Annotated in this window: 18 protein-coding genes; 8 read left to right on the top strand and 10 right to left on the bottom strand. The window is 39.6% G+C overall.

All coding sequences use genetic code 11. From position 1 onward, the window contains the following. Window positions 1–121 precede the first annotated feature (121 nt). The 4 genes from metE to SJY45_RS00875 all read left to right on the top strand — a co-directional run bounded on the left by metE (window position 122) and on the right by SJY45_RS00875 (window position 6,486). The gene (gene metE / locus SJY45_RS00890; protein WP_400072944.1) at window positions 122–2,446 is read left to right on the top strand and encodes a 5-methyltetrahydropteroyltriglutamate--homocysteine S-methyltransferase; all 2,325 of its coding nucleotides are present in this window, start codon (window positions 122–124) and stop codon (window positions 2,444–2,446) included. Between the two features lie 84 nt (window positions 2,447–2,530). Beyond that, complete coding sequence (locus SJY45_RS00885) at window positions 2,531–4,084, top strand: NAD(P)/FAD-dependent oxidoreductase (RefSeq protein WP_400072943.1); 1,554 nt, start codon at window positions 2,531–2,533, stop codon at window positions 4,082–4,084. Window positions 4,085–4,142: 58 nt separating this feature from the next. Then, complete coding sequence (locus tag SJY45_RS00880; RefSeq protein WP_289040424.1) at window positions 4,143–5,456, top strand: DEAD/DEAH box helicase; 1,314 nt, start codon at window positions 4,143–4,145, stop codon at window positions 5,454–5,456. A 187-nt stretch (window positions 5,457–5,643) separates the two neighbouring features. Then, window positions 5,644–6,486: an endonuclease/exonuclease/phosphatase family protein gene (locus SJY45_RS00875; protein WP_400072942.1), complete on the top strand. Its 843-nt coding sequence runs from the start codon at window positions 5,644–5,646 to the stop codon at window positions 6,484–6,486. On the opposite strand, the gene SJY45_RS00870 is transcribed toward SJY45_RS00875, so the two are convergent. Both SJY45_RS00870 and SJY45_RS00865 read right to left on the bottom strand, forming a co-directional pair. Next, window positions 6,487–7,587, bottom strand: a complete 1,101-nt coding sequence (locus SJY45_RS00870) for a peptidoglycan DD-metalloendopeptidase family protein (RefSeq protein WP_400072941.1) — start codon at window positions 7,585–7,587, stop codon at window positions 6,487–6,489. A 138-nt stretch (window positions 7,588–7,725) separates the two neighbouring features. Then, a complete protein-coding gene (locus SJY45_RS00865; RefSeq protein ID WP_400072940.1) occupies window positions 7,726–8,559 on the bottom strand; it encodes an alpha/beta fold hydrolase in 834 nt (277 codons plus the stop codon). 140 nt (window positions 8,560–8,699) lie between these two features. On the opposite strand from SJY45_RS00865, the gene SJY45_RS00860 reads away from it, so the two are divergent. Beyond that, window positions 8,700–9,308, top strand: a complete 609-nt coding sequence (locus SJY45_RS00860) for an FMN-binding negative transcriptional regulator (RefSeq protein ID WP_400072939.1) — start codon at window positions 8,700–8,702, stop codon at window positions 9,306–9,308. 6 nt (window positions 9,309–9,314) lie between these two features. Here SJY45_RS00860 and SJY45_RS00855 read toward each other — a convergent pair whose 3' ends face one another. Next, complete coding sequence (locus tag SJY45_RS00855) at window positions 9,315–10,298, bottom strand: NAD-dependent epimerase/dehydratase family protein (RefSeq protein WP_400072938.1); 984 nt, start codon at window positions 10,296–10,298, stop codon at window positions 9,315–9,317. A gap of 179 nt (window positions 10,299–10,477) precedes the next feature. On the opposite strand from SJY45_RS00855, the gene SJY45_RS00850 reads away from it, so the two are divergent. Continuing rightward, window positions 10,478–10,843 carry a TfoX/Sxy family protein gene (locus tag SJY45_RS00850; protein ID WP_400072937.1) on the top strand — a complete coding sequence of 122 codons (366 nt, stop codon included), beginning with the start codon at window positions 10,478–10,480 and terminating at the stop codon, window positions 10,841–10,843. A gap of 59 nt (window positions 10,844–10,902) precedes the next feature. Here SJY45_RS00850 and SJY45_RS00845 read toward each other — a convergent pair whose 3' ends face one another. Further along, a complete protein-coding gene (locus SJY45_RS00845; RefSeq protein ID WP_215914695.1) occupies window positions 10,903–11,382 on the bottom strand; it encodes a Dps family protein in 480 nt (159 codons plus the stop codon). A 107-nt stretch (window positions 11,383–11,489) separates the two neighbouring features. Between SJY45_RS00845 and SJY45_RS00840 the strand changes: the two genes are divergently transcribed. After that, entirely contained in the window at window positions 11,490–12,428 is a 939-nt protein-coding gene (locus SJY45_RS00840; RefSeq protein ID WP_215438897.1) for a hydrogen peroxide-inducible genes activator, read from the top strand. A gap of 90 nt (window positions 12,429–12,518) precedes the next feature. On the opposite strand, the gene SJY45_RS00835 is transcribed toward SJY45_RS00840, so the two are convergent. Continuing rightward, the gene (locus SJY45_RS00835; RefSeq protein ID WP_215438895.1) at window positions 12,519–12,716 is read right to left on the bottom strand and encodes a hypothetical protein; all 198 of its coding nucleotides are present in this window, start codon (window positions 12,714–12,716) and stop codon (window positions 12,519–12,521) included. A gap of 153 nt (window positions 12,717–12,869) precedes the next feature. On the opposite strand from SJY45_RS00835, the gene SJY45_RS00830 reads away from it, so the two are divergent. Beyond that, the gene (locus SJY45_RS00830) at window positions 12,870–14,138 is read left to right on the top strand and encodes a D-alanyl-D-alanine carboxypeptidase/D-alanyl-D-alanine-endopeptidase (RefSeq protein WP_400072936.1); all 1,269 of its coding nucleotides are present in this window, start codon (window positions 12,870–12,872) and stop codon (window positions 14,136–14,138) included. A 15-nt stretch (window positions 14,139–14,153) separates the two neighbouring features. Here SJY45_RS00830 and nudK read toward each other — a convergent pair whose 3' ends face one another. The 5 genes from nudK to SJY45_RS00805 form a co-directional block, all read right to left on the bottom strand. Next, a complete protein-coding gene (gene nudK / locus SJY45_RS00825; RefSeq protein WP_215438892.1) occupies window positions 14,154–14,738 on the bottom strand; it encodes a GDP-mannose pyrophosphatase NudK in 585 nt (194 codons plus the stop codon). Window positions 14,739–14,792: 54 nt separating this feature from the next. Further along, on the bottom strand, window positions 14,793–15,212 hold the full coding sequence (locus SJY45_RS00820) for a two-component system response regulator (protein WP_400072935.1): 420 nt from the start codon (window positions 15,210–15,212) through the stop codon (window positions 14,793–14,795). Window positions 15,213–15,307: 95 nt separating this feature from the next. Next, window positions 15,308–15,964, bottom strand: a complete 657-nt coding sequence (locus tag SJY45_RS00815; RefSeq protein WP_400074282.1) for a DUF2461 domain-containing protein — start codon at window positions 15,962–15,964, stop codon at window positions 15,308–15,310. A gap of 58 nt (window positions 15,965–16,022) precedes the next feature. Continuing rightward, the gene (locus SJY45_RS00810) at window positions 16,023–16,820 is read right to left on the bottom strand and encodes a TIGR00266 family protein (protein WP_215914698.1); all 798 of its coding nucleotides are present in this window, start codon (window positions 16,818–16,820) and stop codon (window positions 16,023–16,025) included. Window positions 16,821–16,892: 72 nt separating this feature from the next. Further along, entirely contained in the window at window positions 16,893–17,348 is a 456-nt protein-coding gene (locus SJY45_RS00805; protein ID WP_289063489.1) for a DUF4442 domain-containing protein, read from the bottom strand. Between the last annotated feature and the right edge of the window lie 34 nt (window positions 17,349–17,382).

The following is a 17,382-nucleotide window of genomic DNA, read 5'->3' as shown; positions in this document are numbered from 1 at the left end:
ACTTTTCATTTACACTTTAAAAATACCTGTTTACAGTTAAATATTCTTAATTAAAATCATAATTATGGATAAAATATCCTTTACAATAGCTTTGCATAGATATTAATTGAAAAACAACAGAATGAAAACTACCAACCTTGGTTATCCCCGAATTGGAAGTAAAAGAGAATTAAAAAGAGCCCTAGAACAATATTGGTCTGGAAAAACAGACCTTGAATCCTTGTTGGCTACGGCAAAAAACATCCGGAAAGAAAACTGGTTGTTACAAAAAGAACAGGGCATAGACCTGATTCCGAGTAACGACTTCTCCCTTTACGACCAAGTATTGGACCTTTCTACAACCTTAGGGTGTATTCCAGAGCGCTATACTGCACTGGCAAACAACCCGTCTTTCTCCGGCCATGACCTTTATTTTGCCATGGCAAGGGGTATTCAACAAGATGGAGCGGATATTACCGCTATGGAAATGACCAAGTGGTTTGACACTAACTACCATTACATTGTTCCAGAATTTACTAAAAACCAAGTGTTTAATGTTTCTCCGGATAAAATCATAAACGAGTACAAAGAAGCACTAGACTTAGGCATCAAAACCAAACCGGTACTGATCGGCCCTGTTTCTTTCCTTCTATTGGGAAAAGAAAAGGAAAATGGCTTTCATAGAATAGACCTTTTAGAAAGACTTCTTCCCGCGTATGAAGAAATTCTTCAGCAATTGGTTGATGTTGATGCGGAATACATTCAATTTGACGAACCTTATTTGGCGCTCAACCTTACGGAAAAAGAGCAGCGCGCCATACATCAAACCTATTCATATTTCGCCAACAAATTCCCTAGTTTAAAATTAACGGTCGCCAATTATTTTGACTGTTTTGGCGAAAATATAGATACAGCATTAGCTCTACCTGTACACACTTTACACTTAGATTTAGTACGCTGCCCGTTGCAATTAGATGATATTATAGAATCAAATAAACTAAATAGTTACACTCATTTATCTTTAGGAGTAGTTGATGGTAGAAATATCTGGAAAAACGACTATGAGCAATCCCTTAAACTGGTTCAAAAAGCAATTGACCATGTGGGTGCCGAACGCGTTCTTATTGCGCCTTCCTGTTCCTTGTTACACTCCCCTTGCGATTTGGATTTAGAATCAAATGAAAAGAATCTAAACGAAGAAATCAAACAATGGCTGGCTTTCGCCAAACAAAAATTAGAAGAAGTTGCCACGATCAAACAGTTGGCCAATAAAGAGAACCTTTCCGGAAGTCTGGAAAAGCTAAAAAAGAATAGCGAAGCGCTTGCCAATAAAAAAACGGCAACGCTAATTCATAATCAAAAAGTAAAACAACGCGTAAGCGCCCTTACCGCCAAAGACGACCAAAGGGAAAGCACATTCCCAACCCGACAGAAACTTCAGAAAGAAGCTTTAGACCTTCCTTTGTTCCCTACCACTACCATTGGTTCTTTTCCACAAACCAAAGAGGTACGTAGCTGGAGGGCCAATTTCAAAAAAGGAAACCTATCTGCTGAGGAGTACAATGTTCTTTTGGAAAAGGAAACAAAGGAAACCATAGAATTCCAAGAGCGTACGGGTCTAGACGTACTTGTACATGGTGAATTTGAGCGAAACGACATGGTAGAATACTTTGGGGAACAACTAAACGGGTTTGCTTTTACCAGCTTTGGTTGGGTACAGAGCTACGGTAGTAGGTGTGTAAAACCTCCGATTATTTATGGAGATGTGTCCAGGGAAGCGCCTATGACGGTCAAATGGTCCGCTTTTGCACAATCGTTGACCAAGAAACCCGTAAAGGGAATGTTGACCGGCCCGGTTACCATTTTACAGTGGTCCTTTGTGCGTAATGACCAAGCACGTTCTGAAACCTGTACACAGATTGCGTTGGCCATCCGGGATGAAGTTGTAGACCTTGAAAAGGCCGGGTTACAGGTAATTCAAATTGATGAACCCGCTATTAGAGAAGGGCTACCCTTACGTAAAGAAGATTGGGATACCTATTTGAACTGGGCCATAAAGGCATTTAGAATTTCCGCTAGTGGTGTAAAGGATGAAACGCAAATCCACACCCACATGTGCTATTCCGAGTTCAATGATATCATTTCCAATATAGCGGATATGGATGCAGATGTCATAACCATTGAGTGTTCGCGATCGCAAATGGAACTTTTAGATGTTTTTGCAACTTTTAAATATCCCAACGAGATTGGACCGGGAGTGTATGACATTCACTCACCAAGAGTTCCGGAAAGGGCGGAAATGGTTGCTTTAATGGAAAAAGCTGCCAAACAGATTCCGGTAGAGCAGCTTTGGATCAATCCGGATTGCGGGTTAAAGACCAGACACTGGCCGGAAACCAGGGAAGCCCTTATAGAAATGGTAGCCGCAGCTAGAGAATGCCGCCAAAACAGTGCTGTTCTAGCGTAACAAACCCAAATTAAAGTTCAAAAATGCATCCCACAATTCGTAGGATGCATTTTTTTATACCATAAAGCGCAGTAGCTTTGCATTATGGTAAGAAGAATTCAGTTACGCGTATCGTTAAAAGAGGAAAGCAAGCCCAATATCCTCTTACAGAAAACCGCCAAATATTTGAGTGAGGACGAGAAGAACATCACCATTAAGGTGTTGCGTAAATCTATTGATGCCCGTAAACCTACCATCTATTTCAATTACAAAATGGAGGTCTACATTAACGAGAAACCTTCAAAAGCTCCCGATTACGAATTTAAGTACCAAGATGTTTCCAAAGCCAAGGAAGTTCATATCATTGGTTTTGGCCCAGCGGGCATGTGGGCCGCCCTACGCTGTTTGGAGCTTGGGTACAAACCTATTGTTCTAGAACGCGGGAACAACGTTCAAAACAGGAGACGGGACCTAAAAGCCATCAATCAGGACCATACGGTAAACGAAGATTCCAACTACTGCTTTGGCGAAGGTGGTGCCGGCACCTACTCCGATGGTAAATTATACACGCGTAGCCTTAAACGCGGAGACGTACGCCGTATTTTTGAAAGTTTGGTCCATCATGGCGCTACGGAAGAAATTTTGGTAGATGCACACCCACATATCGGAACCAACAAGCTGCCTAAAATTGTTCAGAACATAAGGGAAACCATTATCGAGCATGGCGGCGAAGTCCATTTTAATACAAGACTTACCAATTTCACCGTAAAAAAAAACAAGATAGAAAGTCTTCAGTTGCAGAACGGAAATGAAATGAAGGCGAATAGGGTTATCCTCGCCACGGGACATTCCGCGCGGGATATCTATTATTTACTGAACAACAAGAAAATCGGCCTGAAGGCCAAATCTTTTGCTATGGGCGTTCGGGTAGAACATCCCCAACATATAATCGATTCTATCCAATACCATTGTTCAGGCGAGCGCAATGAATTGCTTCCTGCTGCAGCATATAGTTTGGTAGAGCAAGTAAAGAATCGTGGAGTGTATTCTTTTTGTATGTGTCCCGGCGGATTTATCGTTCCGGCTGCAACGGCTCCCGGAGAAGTGGTCGTTAACGGTATGTCTCCCTCAAAACGAAACAACAAATTTGCCAATTCGGGTATTGTAGTAGAGATCAATGCCGATGAAGATTTGTACAAATATGAACGTTTTGGGGTCTTAAAGGGACTGGAATACCAGAAAGATTTGGAGCGATTGGCATTTACCGCAGGCGGAAGAACACAAACGGCACCCGCACAGCGTCTAACGGATTTTGTAGAAGGAAACCTTTCGGCGGACCTCAACCCCACTTCCTATCAACCTGGATTGAATTCCGCTCCGTTACATTCCCTACTTCCAAAACTGATCGGCGGAAGACTCAGACAAGGTTTTAAAGCTTTTGGCGATAAGATGAAAGGGTATTACACGGCTGAGGCGAATATCGTAGGGGTAGAATCCCGAACATCATCTCCGGTTAATATTCCCAGAAATGAAAAACTGGAACACCCTGAAGTGGAAGGGCTTTTTCCTTGCGGAGAAGGTGGTGGCTATGCAGGCGGAATAGTTTCTGCCGCTATGGACGGTGAACGGTGTGCAGAGGCTGCCGTAGCGGGTCTATAATTAGTGTTTATAGGCTTATCCAAACATTAGCCGTATCTTTGCCGCTTATTAAATATACATGACATTTAAAGATTTAGGTATTGCTTTGCCTATACTCAAAGCTATTGAGGAACAAGGATACACAAACCCGACCCCCATACAGGAACAAGCCATTCCAATTTTACTTAACAAAAAAGACCTTTTAGGAGTTGCACAGACAGGAACCGGAAAAACTGCCGCGTTCAGCATTCCTATTATACATCATTTACACAAGAGTCAAGAACAAACTAGAGGGAAACGACGTATACGAACCCTTATCGTTACCCCTACACGCGAACTAGCGATTCAAATAGCCGATAACTTTACGGCCTACAGTAAGCATACCCACATTAAGAATACCGTAATTTTTGGCGGTGTTAAGCAATCCCGACAGGTAAATGCTTTGCGCAACGGGGTGGATGCGTTAATTGCCACACCAGGACGGTTATTAGACCTAATGAACCAGAACATTATCTCTTTACGGGATATTGAATTTGTAGTTTTGGACGAAGCCGACCAGATGCTGGATATGGGTTTCATTCACGATATTAAAAAAATCATTGCAAAGCTACCCAAGCAGAGACAATCGCTTTTCTTTTCGGCAACGATGCCATCAAGTATCGTAGAGCTTTCCAGAACGCTTTTAGGAGATTTTGAACGGGTTACCATAAAACCACAACAGGCCACGGCCGAAAAAGTAGAGCAAGGTGTTTATTTTGTTAGCAAACCTAACAAGCCCAAGTTATTGGTGCACCTAATCAACGAGCGTCCTACGGATTCCGTTTTAGTGTTTTCACGTACAAAGCATGGCGCCAATAAAATAGTCAAGAAACTAGCACAAGCAGATATAAAGTCCGCCGCTATACACGGTAACAAATCGCAGACCGCTAGACAAAAAGCCTTAGGCGATTTTAAGGACGGAAAATTAAGGGTCTTGATCGCTACGGATATTGCCGCAAGGGGAATTGACGTTGAAGAACTCTCTTTAGTGGTAAATTACGATTTGCCCAATGTACCGGAAACCTATGTGCACCGTATTGGTAGAACAGGACGTGCGAGTGCCAGCGGTATTGCCCTTTCCTTTTGCGACAAGGAAGAACGCGCTTATTTGAAAGATATTGAAAAGTTGATCAAACAACAGGTACCTCGCATGCCGGAGCATCAATTTATTGATGGAGATGAAGGCGAAGAAACTACAGAGGAAAAAAGACCTCAGCAAAGACGCCCTTCAAACAACTCCAGAAACAATAGAAATAGAAACAGGAATAGAAATCGTTCTGGAAATTCTAACAACAGGAATTCAAATAACCGGAATCGTGGTAATTCCAGCAGGCCTTCCCGTAGAGAAGACTAAAAGTATCCCGTTCATTCTTGAACAATAAAAACTACCGTAAAATGTTTGGGCCGTATAATACAGCCTACTCATTTTACGGTTTTTCTTTTTCTATTATTTAAAATAACAGTTTCCTAATTTCCCATTGGGAGAAGTGAAATACAAAATACTTAAATTGCCCTAGCAAACGAATATATCTCAACTAAATATGGCTTTAAAATCATTTTTTGCTTCGCTCCTATTTTTCACTCTCAGCATAGCACATGCCCAAGATATAAAAGTAATGAGCTACAATATTAAATATGACAATGTAAACGATACCGTAAACAATTGGAACGACCGTAAAGCTCCTATGGTTAAGCTGCTACAGCATTATGCGCCCGAATTTGTGGGTATGCAGGAAGTTCTGTTTAGCCAATTAACTTATTTGGACGAGGCGCTAAAAAACTATAACTACATTGGTGTAGGTAGGGATGACGGTAAGAAAAAAGGCGAGTTCTCCCCTATTCTTTACAATAGTAAAAAGTATAATCTATTACAGTCCAATACATTTTGGTTGTCACCAACACCGGAAAAAATAAGTGTGGGTTGGGATGCCGCTATGGAACGAATTTGCACCTATAGCCTATTTGAAAACAAGATGAACAAACAAAGGTTCTGGGTTTTTAATACGCATTTTGACCATGTAGGAACGGAGGCCCGTGAAAAATCCGCAGCACTTATAATCAAAAAAATCAATGAGATAAATACGGATAATATACCCGTGATGCTTACTGGAGATTTTAACTTGAAGCCAGAATCAGAACCTATTCAATTTCTAAAAAAGGAAATGACAGATGGCAAGGAAATTACCCAACAGCCTTTTTATGGTCCTACTGGTACATTTAGCGGGTTTGACCATTCACGAGTACTGGACCATCGCATAGACTATATTTTTGTTAAAGGAGTGAAAGTTGAAAACTACCTTCACATAGATGACCGGATGGAAAATAACAAGCATATTAGTGACCATCTTCCCGTAATGGCCAAATTAAGCTTACAAGCCGAATAACTAATCCATAGTTTCAGGTATGGAAGTTAGACTAAGATGCACATATGACTTCATACCGTTTTTATTCTGGATATGCGCCCAAGAATCGGTTGTACCCAGTAGGGCTACTGTATCATTTTTTATGGCCTCGCCAATTTTTTGACCGCTGGTAGTTGGCGCATTCCTAAGATTTGCCCTAACAGCTTTAATAATTATTATTGGGGATTCCTGCCAATCCTCCGAATAATCAAACTCAGGTATTTCTGAAGTTTTCACGAACGGCAATGGATCCATAGCACCATTGTAGCCTTCGTAAATGCCAAAATGAAGATGAGGACTGGTAGTTCTAGCATTACCAGTATTCCCGACCAAACCTAGCGTATCACCGGTTTTCAGGTTTTCGCCTGATTTTACTAATATACTGTCCAGATGCGCATAATATAAAGAATACCCGAAAATGCCTGTTCTTTGCCAAACTTGTTTTCCTCCCAAACCCCGGTTTCTTGTAGAGCTAACCCTACCGTCCGCCACCGCCAAAACCGGTGTACCACGGTCCGCAAAAATATCTAGACCTTCATGCAACCTTTTGCCTCCATCTCTAGCAGCTCCCCAAAAACTTTGAATTGCCTTATTGTCTTTGCCCGCAACGGGAAAACCGAATAAAGGCTTAGTATACAGTCTAAGAAAGAATCGTGTAGTCATACTCATTTCCGGTTGAACGATCAGTTTATAATTTCCTGGTTGTTCTACGACGTATGATAATGAAACCTTTCCTTTATCGTTACTTTTTATGTGCTTTAAGGTCGACAAAGAATCGGTGGTCGTGCGGTACAAGTCAAGAAATACTTTTTTACCAATGGAATCGGTTTCAACCTCTGCCATTAAGGTCTCCCCTTTTTCAAGTTGAAAATTATATGCGTAAGACCTATAACTTTGAGAAAAATAAGTGCCCGTTTCCGAGTAAGGCAAATCAATTCGTAAACTATCGTTACGGCTGGCATCAAACGCCCTCTGCCATTGCGGAAAATATACGGAGTCTTCATCAAAATCCCTTGCATACAGTTCTCTTGCTGAAGGGTTCGTTATCAAATCAGTAGCTTTTCTGACTTGTTTACAATTCACCAACAAACAGCTTACTACAATAATAAAACATATGTTCACTAGATATTTCATTCATCAACTTTACTCTGATACTCATTTTAATTTTTAGAAACGAAAAAGCCAGGCCAAAGGCCCGGCTTTATTCAAAATATCTTGTTATTACTTCTTCAGAAAATCTATCAAAATACGATTAAGTTCTTCCGCATGCGTAAGGTTCAACCCATGTGGCGCATCTTTTATTACTTCGTATTGATTATCCGCAATCCCTTTTGCCGCTTGATCTGCAGAAGTAGCCTGAGGTACGGTATTATCCGCATCACCATGTACAATAAGCGTGGGCACAGTAACATTTTTCAATTCAGGCCTAAAGTCCGTATGCATCCAAGATAAAGCCGCCTGAATCGTTGCTCGTGGTGAAGCATGGGACGCTATGCTAAAGTCATACTCTAACTGAGCCTCGCTAACCTTATCCTTGTTGTCATCATAATTATAAAAGCCGGTTAGGAATTTTTCCTTTAGGAATCCAGCGCGATCGTTCTGTAAAGCATCTTTGATTCCGTCAAGAGCCTCTTCGGGCACACCATCCGGATTATCATCTTTCTTCTTCACCAACGGAATTATGGAACTGATCAACACAGCTTTTGCAATTTTATCCGTTCCATAGTCTGTCATGTAACGCACTACTTCTCCGCCTCCCATAGAAAATCCTACAATCACGGCGTCTTTCAGGTCCAAGTCCTCAATTATAGCATTCAAATCGCTGGCCAAGGCAGAATAATCATAATCGCCCCATGGAGCCGAAGACGCTCCAAAACCTCTTCTATCGTATGCTATGCATCGGTAGCCTTCCTCAACTATTTTCCAAACTTGCTGCTCCCAAGCTTTGTGGCTTAATGGCCAACCGTGAATAAGTATAACCGGCTGTCCGGACCCATAATCTTCGTAAAATATATCTACTTCTTCTTTTCCTTTTCTGTTCTTTATAAATGGCATATATTTAATTTTAAAGTGAATTTAAATTTACAAGATTACTCGTAAAAGACCTTGCTTCATTCCTAATAATATTCCCCCAAAAAGATACTTTTGTAATTTCTTTAAGACCAGTTTCATTAGAATCAATATTCATACAGCCTATGTTCGTACCTGATCACCACCGTAACGATAATGCATCAGAAATAAGAGCCTTCTTAAAGGCCAACAGTTTTGGCATTCTTGTTAGCCAATACCAAAATAAACCCTGGGCTACCCATATTCCTTTGGAACTAGAAACTACTGAAGATGGAAAAGAAGTGCTTACCGCACATATTGCCAAAGCCAACCCCCAATGGCGCGAATTTGACCAAAACGAAGAAGTACTTTGTATTTTTAATGGTCCGCACTCTTATATTTCTTCCTCTTGGTACAAAGAAGAAGAGGTCCCCACTTGGAACTATATTGCCGTTCACGTGTATGGTAAGTTGAAAATTTTAAGTGAGGAAGAAGTTATGGCTTCTATGCACAGACTAGTAGATAAGTACGAAGCAAACTCCAAGAACCCAATTTCGCTAAAAAACATGTCTCCCCACACCTTAAAACAAGTAAAAGGTGTAGTAGGTTTTCAGATTGAGATTACGGATATCCAGGCCCAGTACAAGCTTTCCCGTACCCGGGAGCAAGACCACCCCAAAATAATTGCCGAGCTTGAGGACACCAAAGACCCCATGCGTATTGAAATTGCCAAAGCCATGAAAAATAAAGCCTAATTCCTTTTATATTGATTTATACGCTTTTAGAATTCGTTCTATCTTGGCATCGGTTTCGGAATCAATCACTTTATTATCAGGATTTTTATCCAACCATTTCAATGTTCTTCTAATACCTTCCGAAAAAGGAATGGTAGCCTTAAAGCCAGGAACAAAGGTCTTTATTTTACTATTGTCAAAAATGACACTTTCCCCTTTATCCGCCAATAGCGTACCGGTAAACGAAGGTTCCATTTTACAAATAAAATCAGAGGCTATATGTACCACCTTAGCTTCTTTGCCCAAGGCATCCGCTAGAATTTTATAAATCATATTCCAACTTAAGATTTCATCGGAAGTAATATGAAACGCATGGCCAATGGCCGTAGTTAACCCCAACAAGCCAACAAAACCCTTTGCAAAATCATCGGCATGGGTTACGGTCCATAACGAAGTACCATCTCCATGAACAATAATTTCCTTTCCTTTTAAAATACGGTCCGCCGTTGTCCATTCCCTAAAACCCCCAATGGCAATAGGAATTACCGTATCATAAGTTAGCGAAGGACGGACTATGGTAACAGGAAAACCGGTTTCTCTATAGGCCTTCATTAAACGGTCCTCACTTCTAATTTTATCGTGCGAGTAATCCCAAAGATTATTGCATAACGGCGTTGATTCAGTTATAATTGGATATTGCAACGGAGTCTGATAGCAAGATGCCGAACTGATGAATATATACTGTTTTGTCTTTCCTTGAAACAATTGAATATCACGCTCTATATCTTCGGGTGTAAAGGCAATCCAATTAACTACCACATCCCAGGTATGCTTTTGTAATTCAGCAAGTTCCTCCGGTTTATTTATATCGCCTAAAATTGTATTCACACCAGCCAGCCCCGCCTTATTTGTACCTCTGTTCAAATGATAAAGGTCAACATCTCTTTCCACCGCCAGAAGGCTAGATGCTGTACTTATATTTCCCGTTCCCCCAATAAATAAAACCTTCATTACGCTGTCATTTTTTGTTGTTCGAATATACTCATTAGCAATGGTAATCCCATAATGTCATAGGTTTATTGAAATTCCATGATACTCCAACCCTAGCGCCATAACCATTTAAAACAAAACTGTACTTTTGAATAACGGACAGACCTTTACCCTAACCTCCTTATCCTAAAAGATAAAATATGGCTTACGACGAATATCTTGCAGACCGATGTAGACAAATATTAAAGCAAAAACATGTGTATTCCCAAGAGAAGAAAATGATGGGTACCCTATGCTTTATGGTAGATGATAAAATGTGCTTTGCCATTACTATTGATAAGGACAGTGAGTCTTCTCGCATGATGGCAAGAATAGGAAAAGATAATCAAAACGAAATACTTCAATTGCCGCATTGCAGACCTATGGATTTAACCGGCCGTAAGATGAAAGGTTATATTTATGTAGATGCGGATGGATTGGATACCGAAGAAGATTTAGAGCGTTGGATTCAACTTTGTCTGGATTTTAACCCATTGGCAAAAAAGAGCAAAAAGAAAAATAAGTAATAAAAAAATCCCCAATGAACCATAAGTCCATCGGGGATTTCTATCTATAATCACCTAAACTATATTTCTTCTGCCAACCAAGCTTTCATCATCCAAACTGTCTTTTCCTGACCGGTAATGAAATCGCTCATCATAGAGTTGGTTCCTTCATCTCCAGATTCATCCGAAGCATCTAGAATACGTCTCTCAATAATTAAAAGTTCCTTTAGGGAATCTACTATTAAACGAATAGCTTCCTCATCATGAGAAACATTCTTCCCAACAGGTACTTTTGCCTTTTCAATATAATCTTCAAAAGTGTGCAACGGCACTCCTCCCAAGGTTAATATACGTTCTGCAATTTCGTCTACATTAAGGTTTGCCTCGGTATATAACTCCTCAAATTTTGGGTGAAGTTCAAAGAAACGTTTTCCTTTAATGTTCCAGTGAATACCTCTTAAATTCTGATAATAACGCTGAAAATTAGCCAAAAGTTCGTTTAAATCATCACTTAATGATTTTGAATCTTTTTCGCTTAATCCTATACTATTTAGTTTCATGATTCTTGTTGTTTTTTCTATGGTATAAAGGTACTGAATAATAGCCCCTGTAATATGATAGTTATCATTGATAGTTTTTATATTTTTATCGTTCGAACTTATAGCAAATGACAATTACTCAACTACAGTACGTACTGGCCGTTGCCGAGTACAGAAATTTTACTTTAGCCGCCGAAAAAAGCTTCGTTACCCAACCTACCCTAAGTATGCAAGTACAGAAGTTGGAAGATGAATTAGATATCTTAATTTTTGACCGAAGTAAAAAACCTATTTCTATTACAGAGGTGGGCGCAAAAATTGTTGCACAGGCCAAAAATATCGTAAACGAGGCCAGTAGAATCAAAGACGTGGTAGATCAGGAAAAAGGATTTATTGGCGGAGATTTTACTTTAGGTATTATACCTACCATTATGCCCACTTTGCTGCCCATGTTCCTAAAGTCTTTTATCAACAAGTACCCAAAGGTAAATTTGATCATAAAAGAACAAAGCACGGAAACGCTTATTAGAAATATTCAAGACGGACATATAGATGCCGCAATTGCCGCAACACCCTTGGGAATTGAATTTATAAAAGAACGCCCTCTATATTATGAACCCTTTGTGGGTTATGTACCCAAAGAACATAGATTGGGTAATTCCGAAACACTAAAACCCGAAGACCTTGATATTAGCGATGTTCTTCTTTTGCAAGACGGCCATTGTTTTAGGGACAATGTAATTAACCTCTGCAAAGCCCCACGGAATTTAGACCATAAGCAGTTCCGTTTGGAAAGCGGCAGTTTTGAAACTCTAATTAATCTAGCGGACGAAAACCTAGGTATGACCCTTTTACCTTATTTGAACACCTTGGTTCTGGACGATAAGAAAAAAAGCAAACTAAAATACTTTGAAGCACCTTCTCCTGCCCGCGAAATAAGTCTTATATATCACAAAAGTGAGCTCAAAATTCAGATTACTGATGCTTTAAGAGATGTTATCTCCAGTATTGTACGAGGGGCTATCGCTTTTCAAGATGTACAAATCATAAGTCCCATCAACAAATAGATAGACCTAAATCCAACAAACCCTTGTACTATACTAGGGTATGATAACATAAGTCCATAAAAAAAGCCCTCCTAAAGGAGGGCTTTTTTATTATGCTTTTAAATAAATAAGAGTTTGTTTTAGCTCCGGTTTATCGGTTATAAACTGCTGTAACCAAAGTTTAAGTTCATCTACTTCTTCAGGTAGCAGCATTGAGACTGCTTTTTGTAGTTCTTTGATGAACAATTTTGCGTCAAAACTAACTTTTTTCAATACTGTTTTAGAGTATTCAAGCATAGCTCTAGCCATATTTCAAAATGTTTAAGTTATTAGTTGTTTAAGAGATATTCTCTCTCCATAAAGTTAAACATTAATGCATTTACTATATTGCATATGCGTTGTTAAATGTTAGCCAAATTCTTGTTAAATAGCCGTAACGCGGGCGTTAAGACACCATTAAAAATGAAAAACAGCCTATTGATTTTTGCTCTGCTTATATTTGCAACTAGCTGTACCTCATACAAAAAGACCATAAAAAAATCTACGGACGGTATAGTTCTTTCCAATTTTTACAAAAATCAGTTTGTAGGGTTACTAGTTTTGGACCCGGAAACGAACGACACTTTGTATGCCCACCAAAGTGAGAAATACTTTACGCCGGCCAGCAACACTAAAATCTTCACACTTTTTGCGGCTTTACAATTATTACCGGAGAAAGTTCCCGCCTTACAGTATAGTGTTAATAACAATACGCTATATGTAGAAGGAACCGGAGACCCTTCATTTCTTCACCCACATTTTCAAGATAGTACCGCATACCATTTTCTAAAGAAGTACAAATCCATAGTTTTTAACCTGAATAACTATGTGGATGAAAAATTAGGCCAAGGTTGGGCGTGGGATGATTATCAATATTACTACCAACCGGAGATGACCTCATTTCCCCTCTACGGAAACGTTACAAGTATATCTAACACAAACGGTCTAAACGTTAAACCCGGTTTATTTAAAGATAGTGTTGTTCGTACATGGTATACGAAAAATAGGGAATTAGAGCGTAATACCTTCTACTTTTCGCCTTCTCGCAAGGACACTATTGAAATTCCTTTTAGAACCGATACCGTTTTGAGCAAACAACTCTTAGCATCTGCTTTAAACCAAAAAATAAGCCTATCCAATAAACCCATAGCTGGTAAAAAGGAAATACTTTACGGGCAAGCATCCGATTCTTTATACGTACAAATGATGCACGAAAGCGATAATTTTATTGCAGAACAACTACTTATAGTGTCTTCCTCTACCCTATCAGATACTTTAAGCGGCAAAAAAACACGCGAGTATATACTTGAAAATGAACTTGCAGACCTTAAGCAACTACCAAGGTGGGTTGATGGTTCTGGACTTTCTAGGTACAATTTATTTACGCCAGAATCTATGGTCATGGTTCTTAACAAAATGTACCGGACCATACCACAACAACGATTGTTCTCTATTTTTCCGCAGAACGGTGTTTCAGGAACATTAAAAGGATGGGATTACAATGCCGGGTATCCCAAGCTATATGCCAAATCTGGCAGTTTAAGCAATAACTACTGCTTAAGCGGTTACCTCATTACTAAAACCGGAAAAACCTTGATTTTTAGTTTTATGAACAATCACTACAAAAATCCAACCTCCGAAGTAAAAAGAAGAATGCAATTGGTACTCAAACAAATTGCGGATACTTACTAAAGCTTTAAAAGGTGATTATTCCAACAGCTTATGCACCGCTGCATACTGTAAAAGAAGTATTGTTTTTGCATCTTTAATTTCCCCTGAAGTTATCATGCCCATGGCAACTTGAAACGGGTATTCCAAAACCTCTATATTTTCGGTTTCATCATCCGCTCCTCCTCCTTCGCCAATTTTCATCTTTTCTTCATAGGCACCCACGAAAAAATGGAGTACCTCCGTAACCGAACCTGGAGACATATAAGATTCAAAAACTTTATGAACGTTTTCTATTTGGTAGCCGGTTTCCTCTTCTACCTCTTTACGGATACAATCTTCCGGGTTATCACCATCTAAAAGACCGGCACAGACCTCGATCATCATGCCGTTGGTATTGCCGTTTACATAGGTAGGCATACGAAATTGTCGCGTTAGAACAACTGTTCCTTTTTTCTTATTATACAGTAGAATTGCGGCCCCATTGCCCCGGTCATAGGCTTCCCTTTCTTGAGTTTCCCAAGAACCGTCTTCCTTTTGATATTCGTACACATATTTATTAAGCGTATACCAATTGTCCGATAATACTTCTTTCTTAATATTCTTGATTTTACCGTTCTTCACGTTGAAATTGTATGAGATTATACAGGAGAGATTAGTTCAAAAAAAAGAGAAACCTTACCGGGCTTCTTCTTTTTCTCCAAATATACGGCCTAAAGCTCTTTTTGAGATAGGCTTATCAAAATATCCTTTTACTTCGGGGTGGTGAGAGGCCCGTTGCCTTTCTTTGGTACTTAAAAATGCCGAAAGTATATAAACGTCAGTAGCTTTTACATGTTCTGGCATTTTTTCCAGTTTTTGCAAAAATTCCCAACCATCCATTTTGGGCATTACCAAATCCAGTAAGATTATATCCGGGAGATCGGTGGAACCTTCAAGACTATCGGACAATACTTTAAGAGCAACTTCGGCGCTGTCAAAATCCACAACTATATAAGGCTTCCCCAGTTGTTCTATGCCATACCTAGCCGCAAACAACGATACAAGATCGTCATCTATAATCCATATTGTTAACGGGGTAACTTCTTCAAATTCCATAATCGCTCAAAATATAGTCAGAAAAATCTTTCAAAACTAGAAAAATAATTCAAAAATGAAATAAAAATAGGTAAATCATTTATTTTCTTTCGTTTTTAGATCACAGTCACCGCTTTATTAAGATATCGCCTAAAAGGCAGCATTTCTTTATATAAATTAACAACTTTCTCCTCAAAACCGGACATAAATACCTCATTTGTAGAAAATTCATGTGCTACGGCAAATGTTTTATTTCTTAAAAGCTCTATATGCTCATGGGAATTGGAGAATCCTTTTGGGGCCTTTATGAGTTTCGCGTCTTCATAAAGTCCGCCAAACGCCTTTTGAAATGATTTTTTCTCCAGGATATTCTTTAACAAATCTCCATCATAGTCAATACCTTCACGGATACTCTTGAGCGTTCCTGAATCAGGCCGCCAAAAACCACCGGCCAAGATGCATCTTTCTATTCCTATTTCAATATAAAAATCGGCCGTAAAGGGTCTTTTGTCCAAACCAGCTCCAAAGTGATCTTTGTATACCGGCTTGTTGGGATGAAACATAAGGTTATTGTTAATCCGGTTAATGCCCTTTTTACCCGGTGTATCATAATACTCTTGGTCTATTTCTGCCAAGATAAGATTCATATGGTCCAACCATTTTACAAAATCGTCCCGTACTTCTTTATACCACTTACGGTTGGCATCCATCCACTCTTTGGAATTGTTCCGTTGAAGTGCCTTTAAAAATTCGACTAGGTTTTTAAAATCCATTAAATTATCGCCATAAGAGGCGTTTACCATTTAAGTTATTTATATACGGTAAGAACGCCTAAAAACGATTATCCCCTCCTACTATATCTCCAAGCGTACCCAATATACTTCCTTCACCTTTATCCTTACCTCCTCTTGGCACCGATGCTAAAACACGGCCGGCAAGCCTACTGAACGGCAAAGATTGAACATAAACGGTTCCCGGACCTCTTAATGTGGCAAAGAAAAGACCCTCACCACCAAAAACCGTGTTTTTTATTCCGCCTACAAATTCAATATCATAATCTACGGTTTGTGAAAAACCAACAATACAGCCGGTATCTACCTTAAGGACCTCACCTGCGGCAAGCTCCTTTTTGGCCATAGTACCGCCTGCGTGTACAAAAGCCATGCCGTCTCCCTCTAATTTTTGCATGATAAACCCTTCACCACCAAATAGGCCACGACCTAGCTTTCTTGAAAATTCAATGCCAACGGATACCCCTTGAGCAGCGCAGAGAAAAGCATCTTTTTGACAAATGAACTTACCTTGCTTTTCAGATAGGTCTATGGGAAGTATTTTTCCTGGATAGGGTGATGCAAAGCTTACCTTTTTCTTGCCTCGTCCTATATTTAAAAAAGCGGTCATAAAAAGACTCTCTCCCGTAAGGATACGCTTACCTGCGGAAAAAATCTTGCCTAAAACACCCGTTTCTTGGTTGGAGCCATCTCCAAAAATGGTATCCATCTTAATATCGGAATCCATCATCATAAAACTACCGGCCTCGGCCACTACGGCTTCTTGCGGGTCTAGTTCTATTTCTACATATTGCATTTCTTCACCATAAATCTGGTAGTCTATTTCGTGTGCGTTCATTTCTTTTCGTTTTTTATTGATGTGTGTTAGTTGGCCATGAAGCGGAAAATGTTACAGATAGAGTGAAAATTTTTATTGTTTTACCCGCACAGTCCACTCAAAATTAAAGGTAGATACTACTACTCCATCTTCATTAACACCAACGGACTTCATCCAAAATGCCTGTCCCTCTCCAGTAGCAATAGTTTTGTCTATGGCTTCTTTTATGAGATGGCCATCCTCACACGTAAAGGTTATTTTTCCGGTTGCCTTTTTAGAAAAATTGGCATTATTATTAGCTACGAGCATAGAAATTTTCTTCCCACTTTCTCTAATCTGGGTTATGACCATGGCCCCCGTACTTAGTTCTGCAGCCATACCCTGTACCGCCCAAAACATACTTTTAAACGGGTTTTGATTAAACCATTTATGGGTAACGGTTACAACAGCCTTCTTCTCATCCATATAACGCAACCTAACCCCACTCCACCATGCAGAAGGTAATTTAAAAAATGTAAATGTGTTGAACTTGCCCGTAGATACTGCCATTGTCTTATATATTTTTCCTAAATGTAGATATTTT

This window comes from Zobellia russellii, from assembly GCF_044597075.1.
Lineage (GTDB): Bacteria > Bacteroidota > Bacteroidia > Flavobacteriales > Flavobacteriaceae > Zobellia > Zobellia russellii.
The sequence above is the reverse complement of the archived record's forward strand: the minus strand, read 5'-3'. Positions and strand labels throughout refer to the sequence as shown.

Excerpts from the sequence above, each read along its gene's own strand:
- SJY45_RS00865 (WP_400072940.1), bottom strand. The coding sequence starts at position 8,559 with ATGCCATTTATAAAGAACAGAAAAGGAAAAGAAGAAGTAGATATATTT.
- SJY45_RS00835 (WP_215438895.1), bottom strand. The coding sequence starts at position 12,716 with ATGGCTAGAGCTATGCTTGAATACTCTAAAACAGTATTGAAAAAAGTT.
- SJY45_RS00830 (WP_400072936.1), top strand. The coding sequence starts at position 12,870 with ATGAAAAACAGCCTATTGATTTTTGCTCTGCTTATATTTGCAACTAGC.
- metE (WP_400072944.1), top strand. The coding sequence starts at position 122 with ATGAAAACTACCAACCTTGGTTATCCCCGAATTGGAAGTAAAAGAGAA.
- SJY45_RS00845 (WP_215914695.1), bottom strand. The coding sequence starts at position 11,382 with ATGAAACTAAATAGTATAGGATTAAGCGAAAAAGATTCAAAATCATTA.
- SJY45_RS00855 (WP_400072938.1), bottom strand. The coding sequence starts at position 10,298 with ATGAAGGTTTTATTTATTGGGGGAACGGGAAATATAAGTACAGCATCT.
- SJY45_RS00885 (WP_400072943.1), top strand. The coding sequence starts at position 2,531 with ATGGTAAGAAGAATTCAGTTACGCGTATCGTTAAAAGAGGAAAGCAAG.
- SJY45_RS00840 (WP_215438897.1), top strand. The coding sequence starts at position 11,490 with ATGACAATTACTCAACTACAGTACGTACTGGCCGTTGCCGAGTACAGA.
- SJY45_RS00810 (WP_215914698.1), bottom strand. The coding sequence starts at position 16,820 with ATGAACGCACACGAAATAGACTACCAGATTTATGGTGAAGAAATGCAA.
- SJY45_RS00860 (WP_400072939.1), top strand. The coding sequence starts at position 8,700 with ATGTTCGTACCTGATCACCACCGTAACGATAATGCATCAGAAATAAGA.
- SJY45_RS00805 (WP_289063489.1), bottom strand. The coding sequence starts at position 17,348 with ATGGCAGTATCTACGGGCAAGTTCAACACATTTACATTTTTTAAATTA.
- SJY45_RS00815 (WP_400074282.1), bottom strand. The coding sequence starts at position 15,964 with ATGGATTTTAAAAACCTAGTCGAATTTTTAAAGGCACTTCAACGGAAC.
- SJY45_RS00875 (WP_400072942.1), top strand. The coding sequence starts at position 5,644 with ATGGCTTTAAAATCATTTTTTGCTTCGCTCCTATTTTTCACTCTCAGC.
- SJY45_RS00850 (WP_400072937.1), top strand. The coding sequence starts at position 10,478 with ATGGCTTACGACGAATATCTTGCAGACCGATGTAGACAAATATTAAAG.
- SJY45_RS00880 (WP_289040424.1), top strand. The coding sequence starts at position 4,143 with ATGACATTTAAAGATTTAGGTATTGCTTTGCCTATACTCAAAGCTATT.
- SJY45_RS00820 (WP_400072935.1), bottom strand. The coding sequence starts at position 15,212 with ATGGAATTTGAAGAAGTTACCCCGTTAACAATATGGATTATAGATGAC.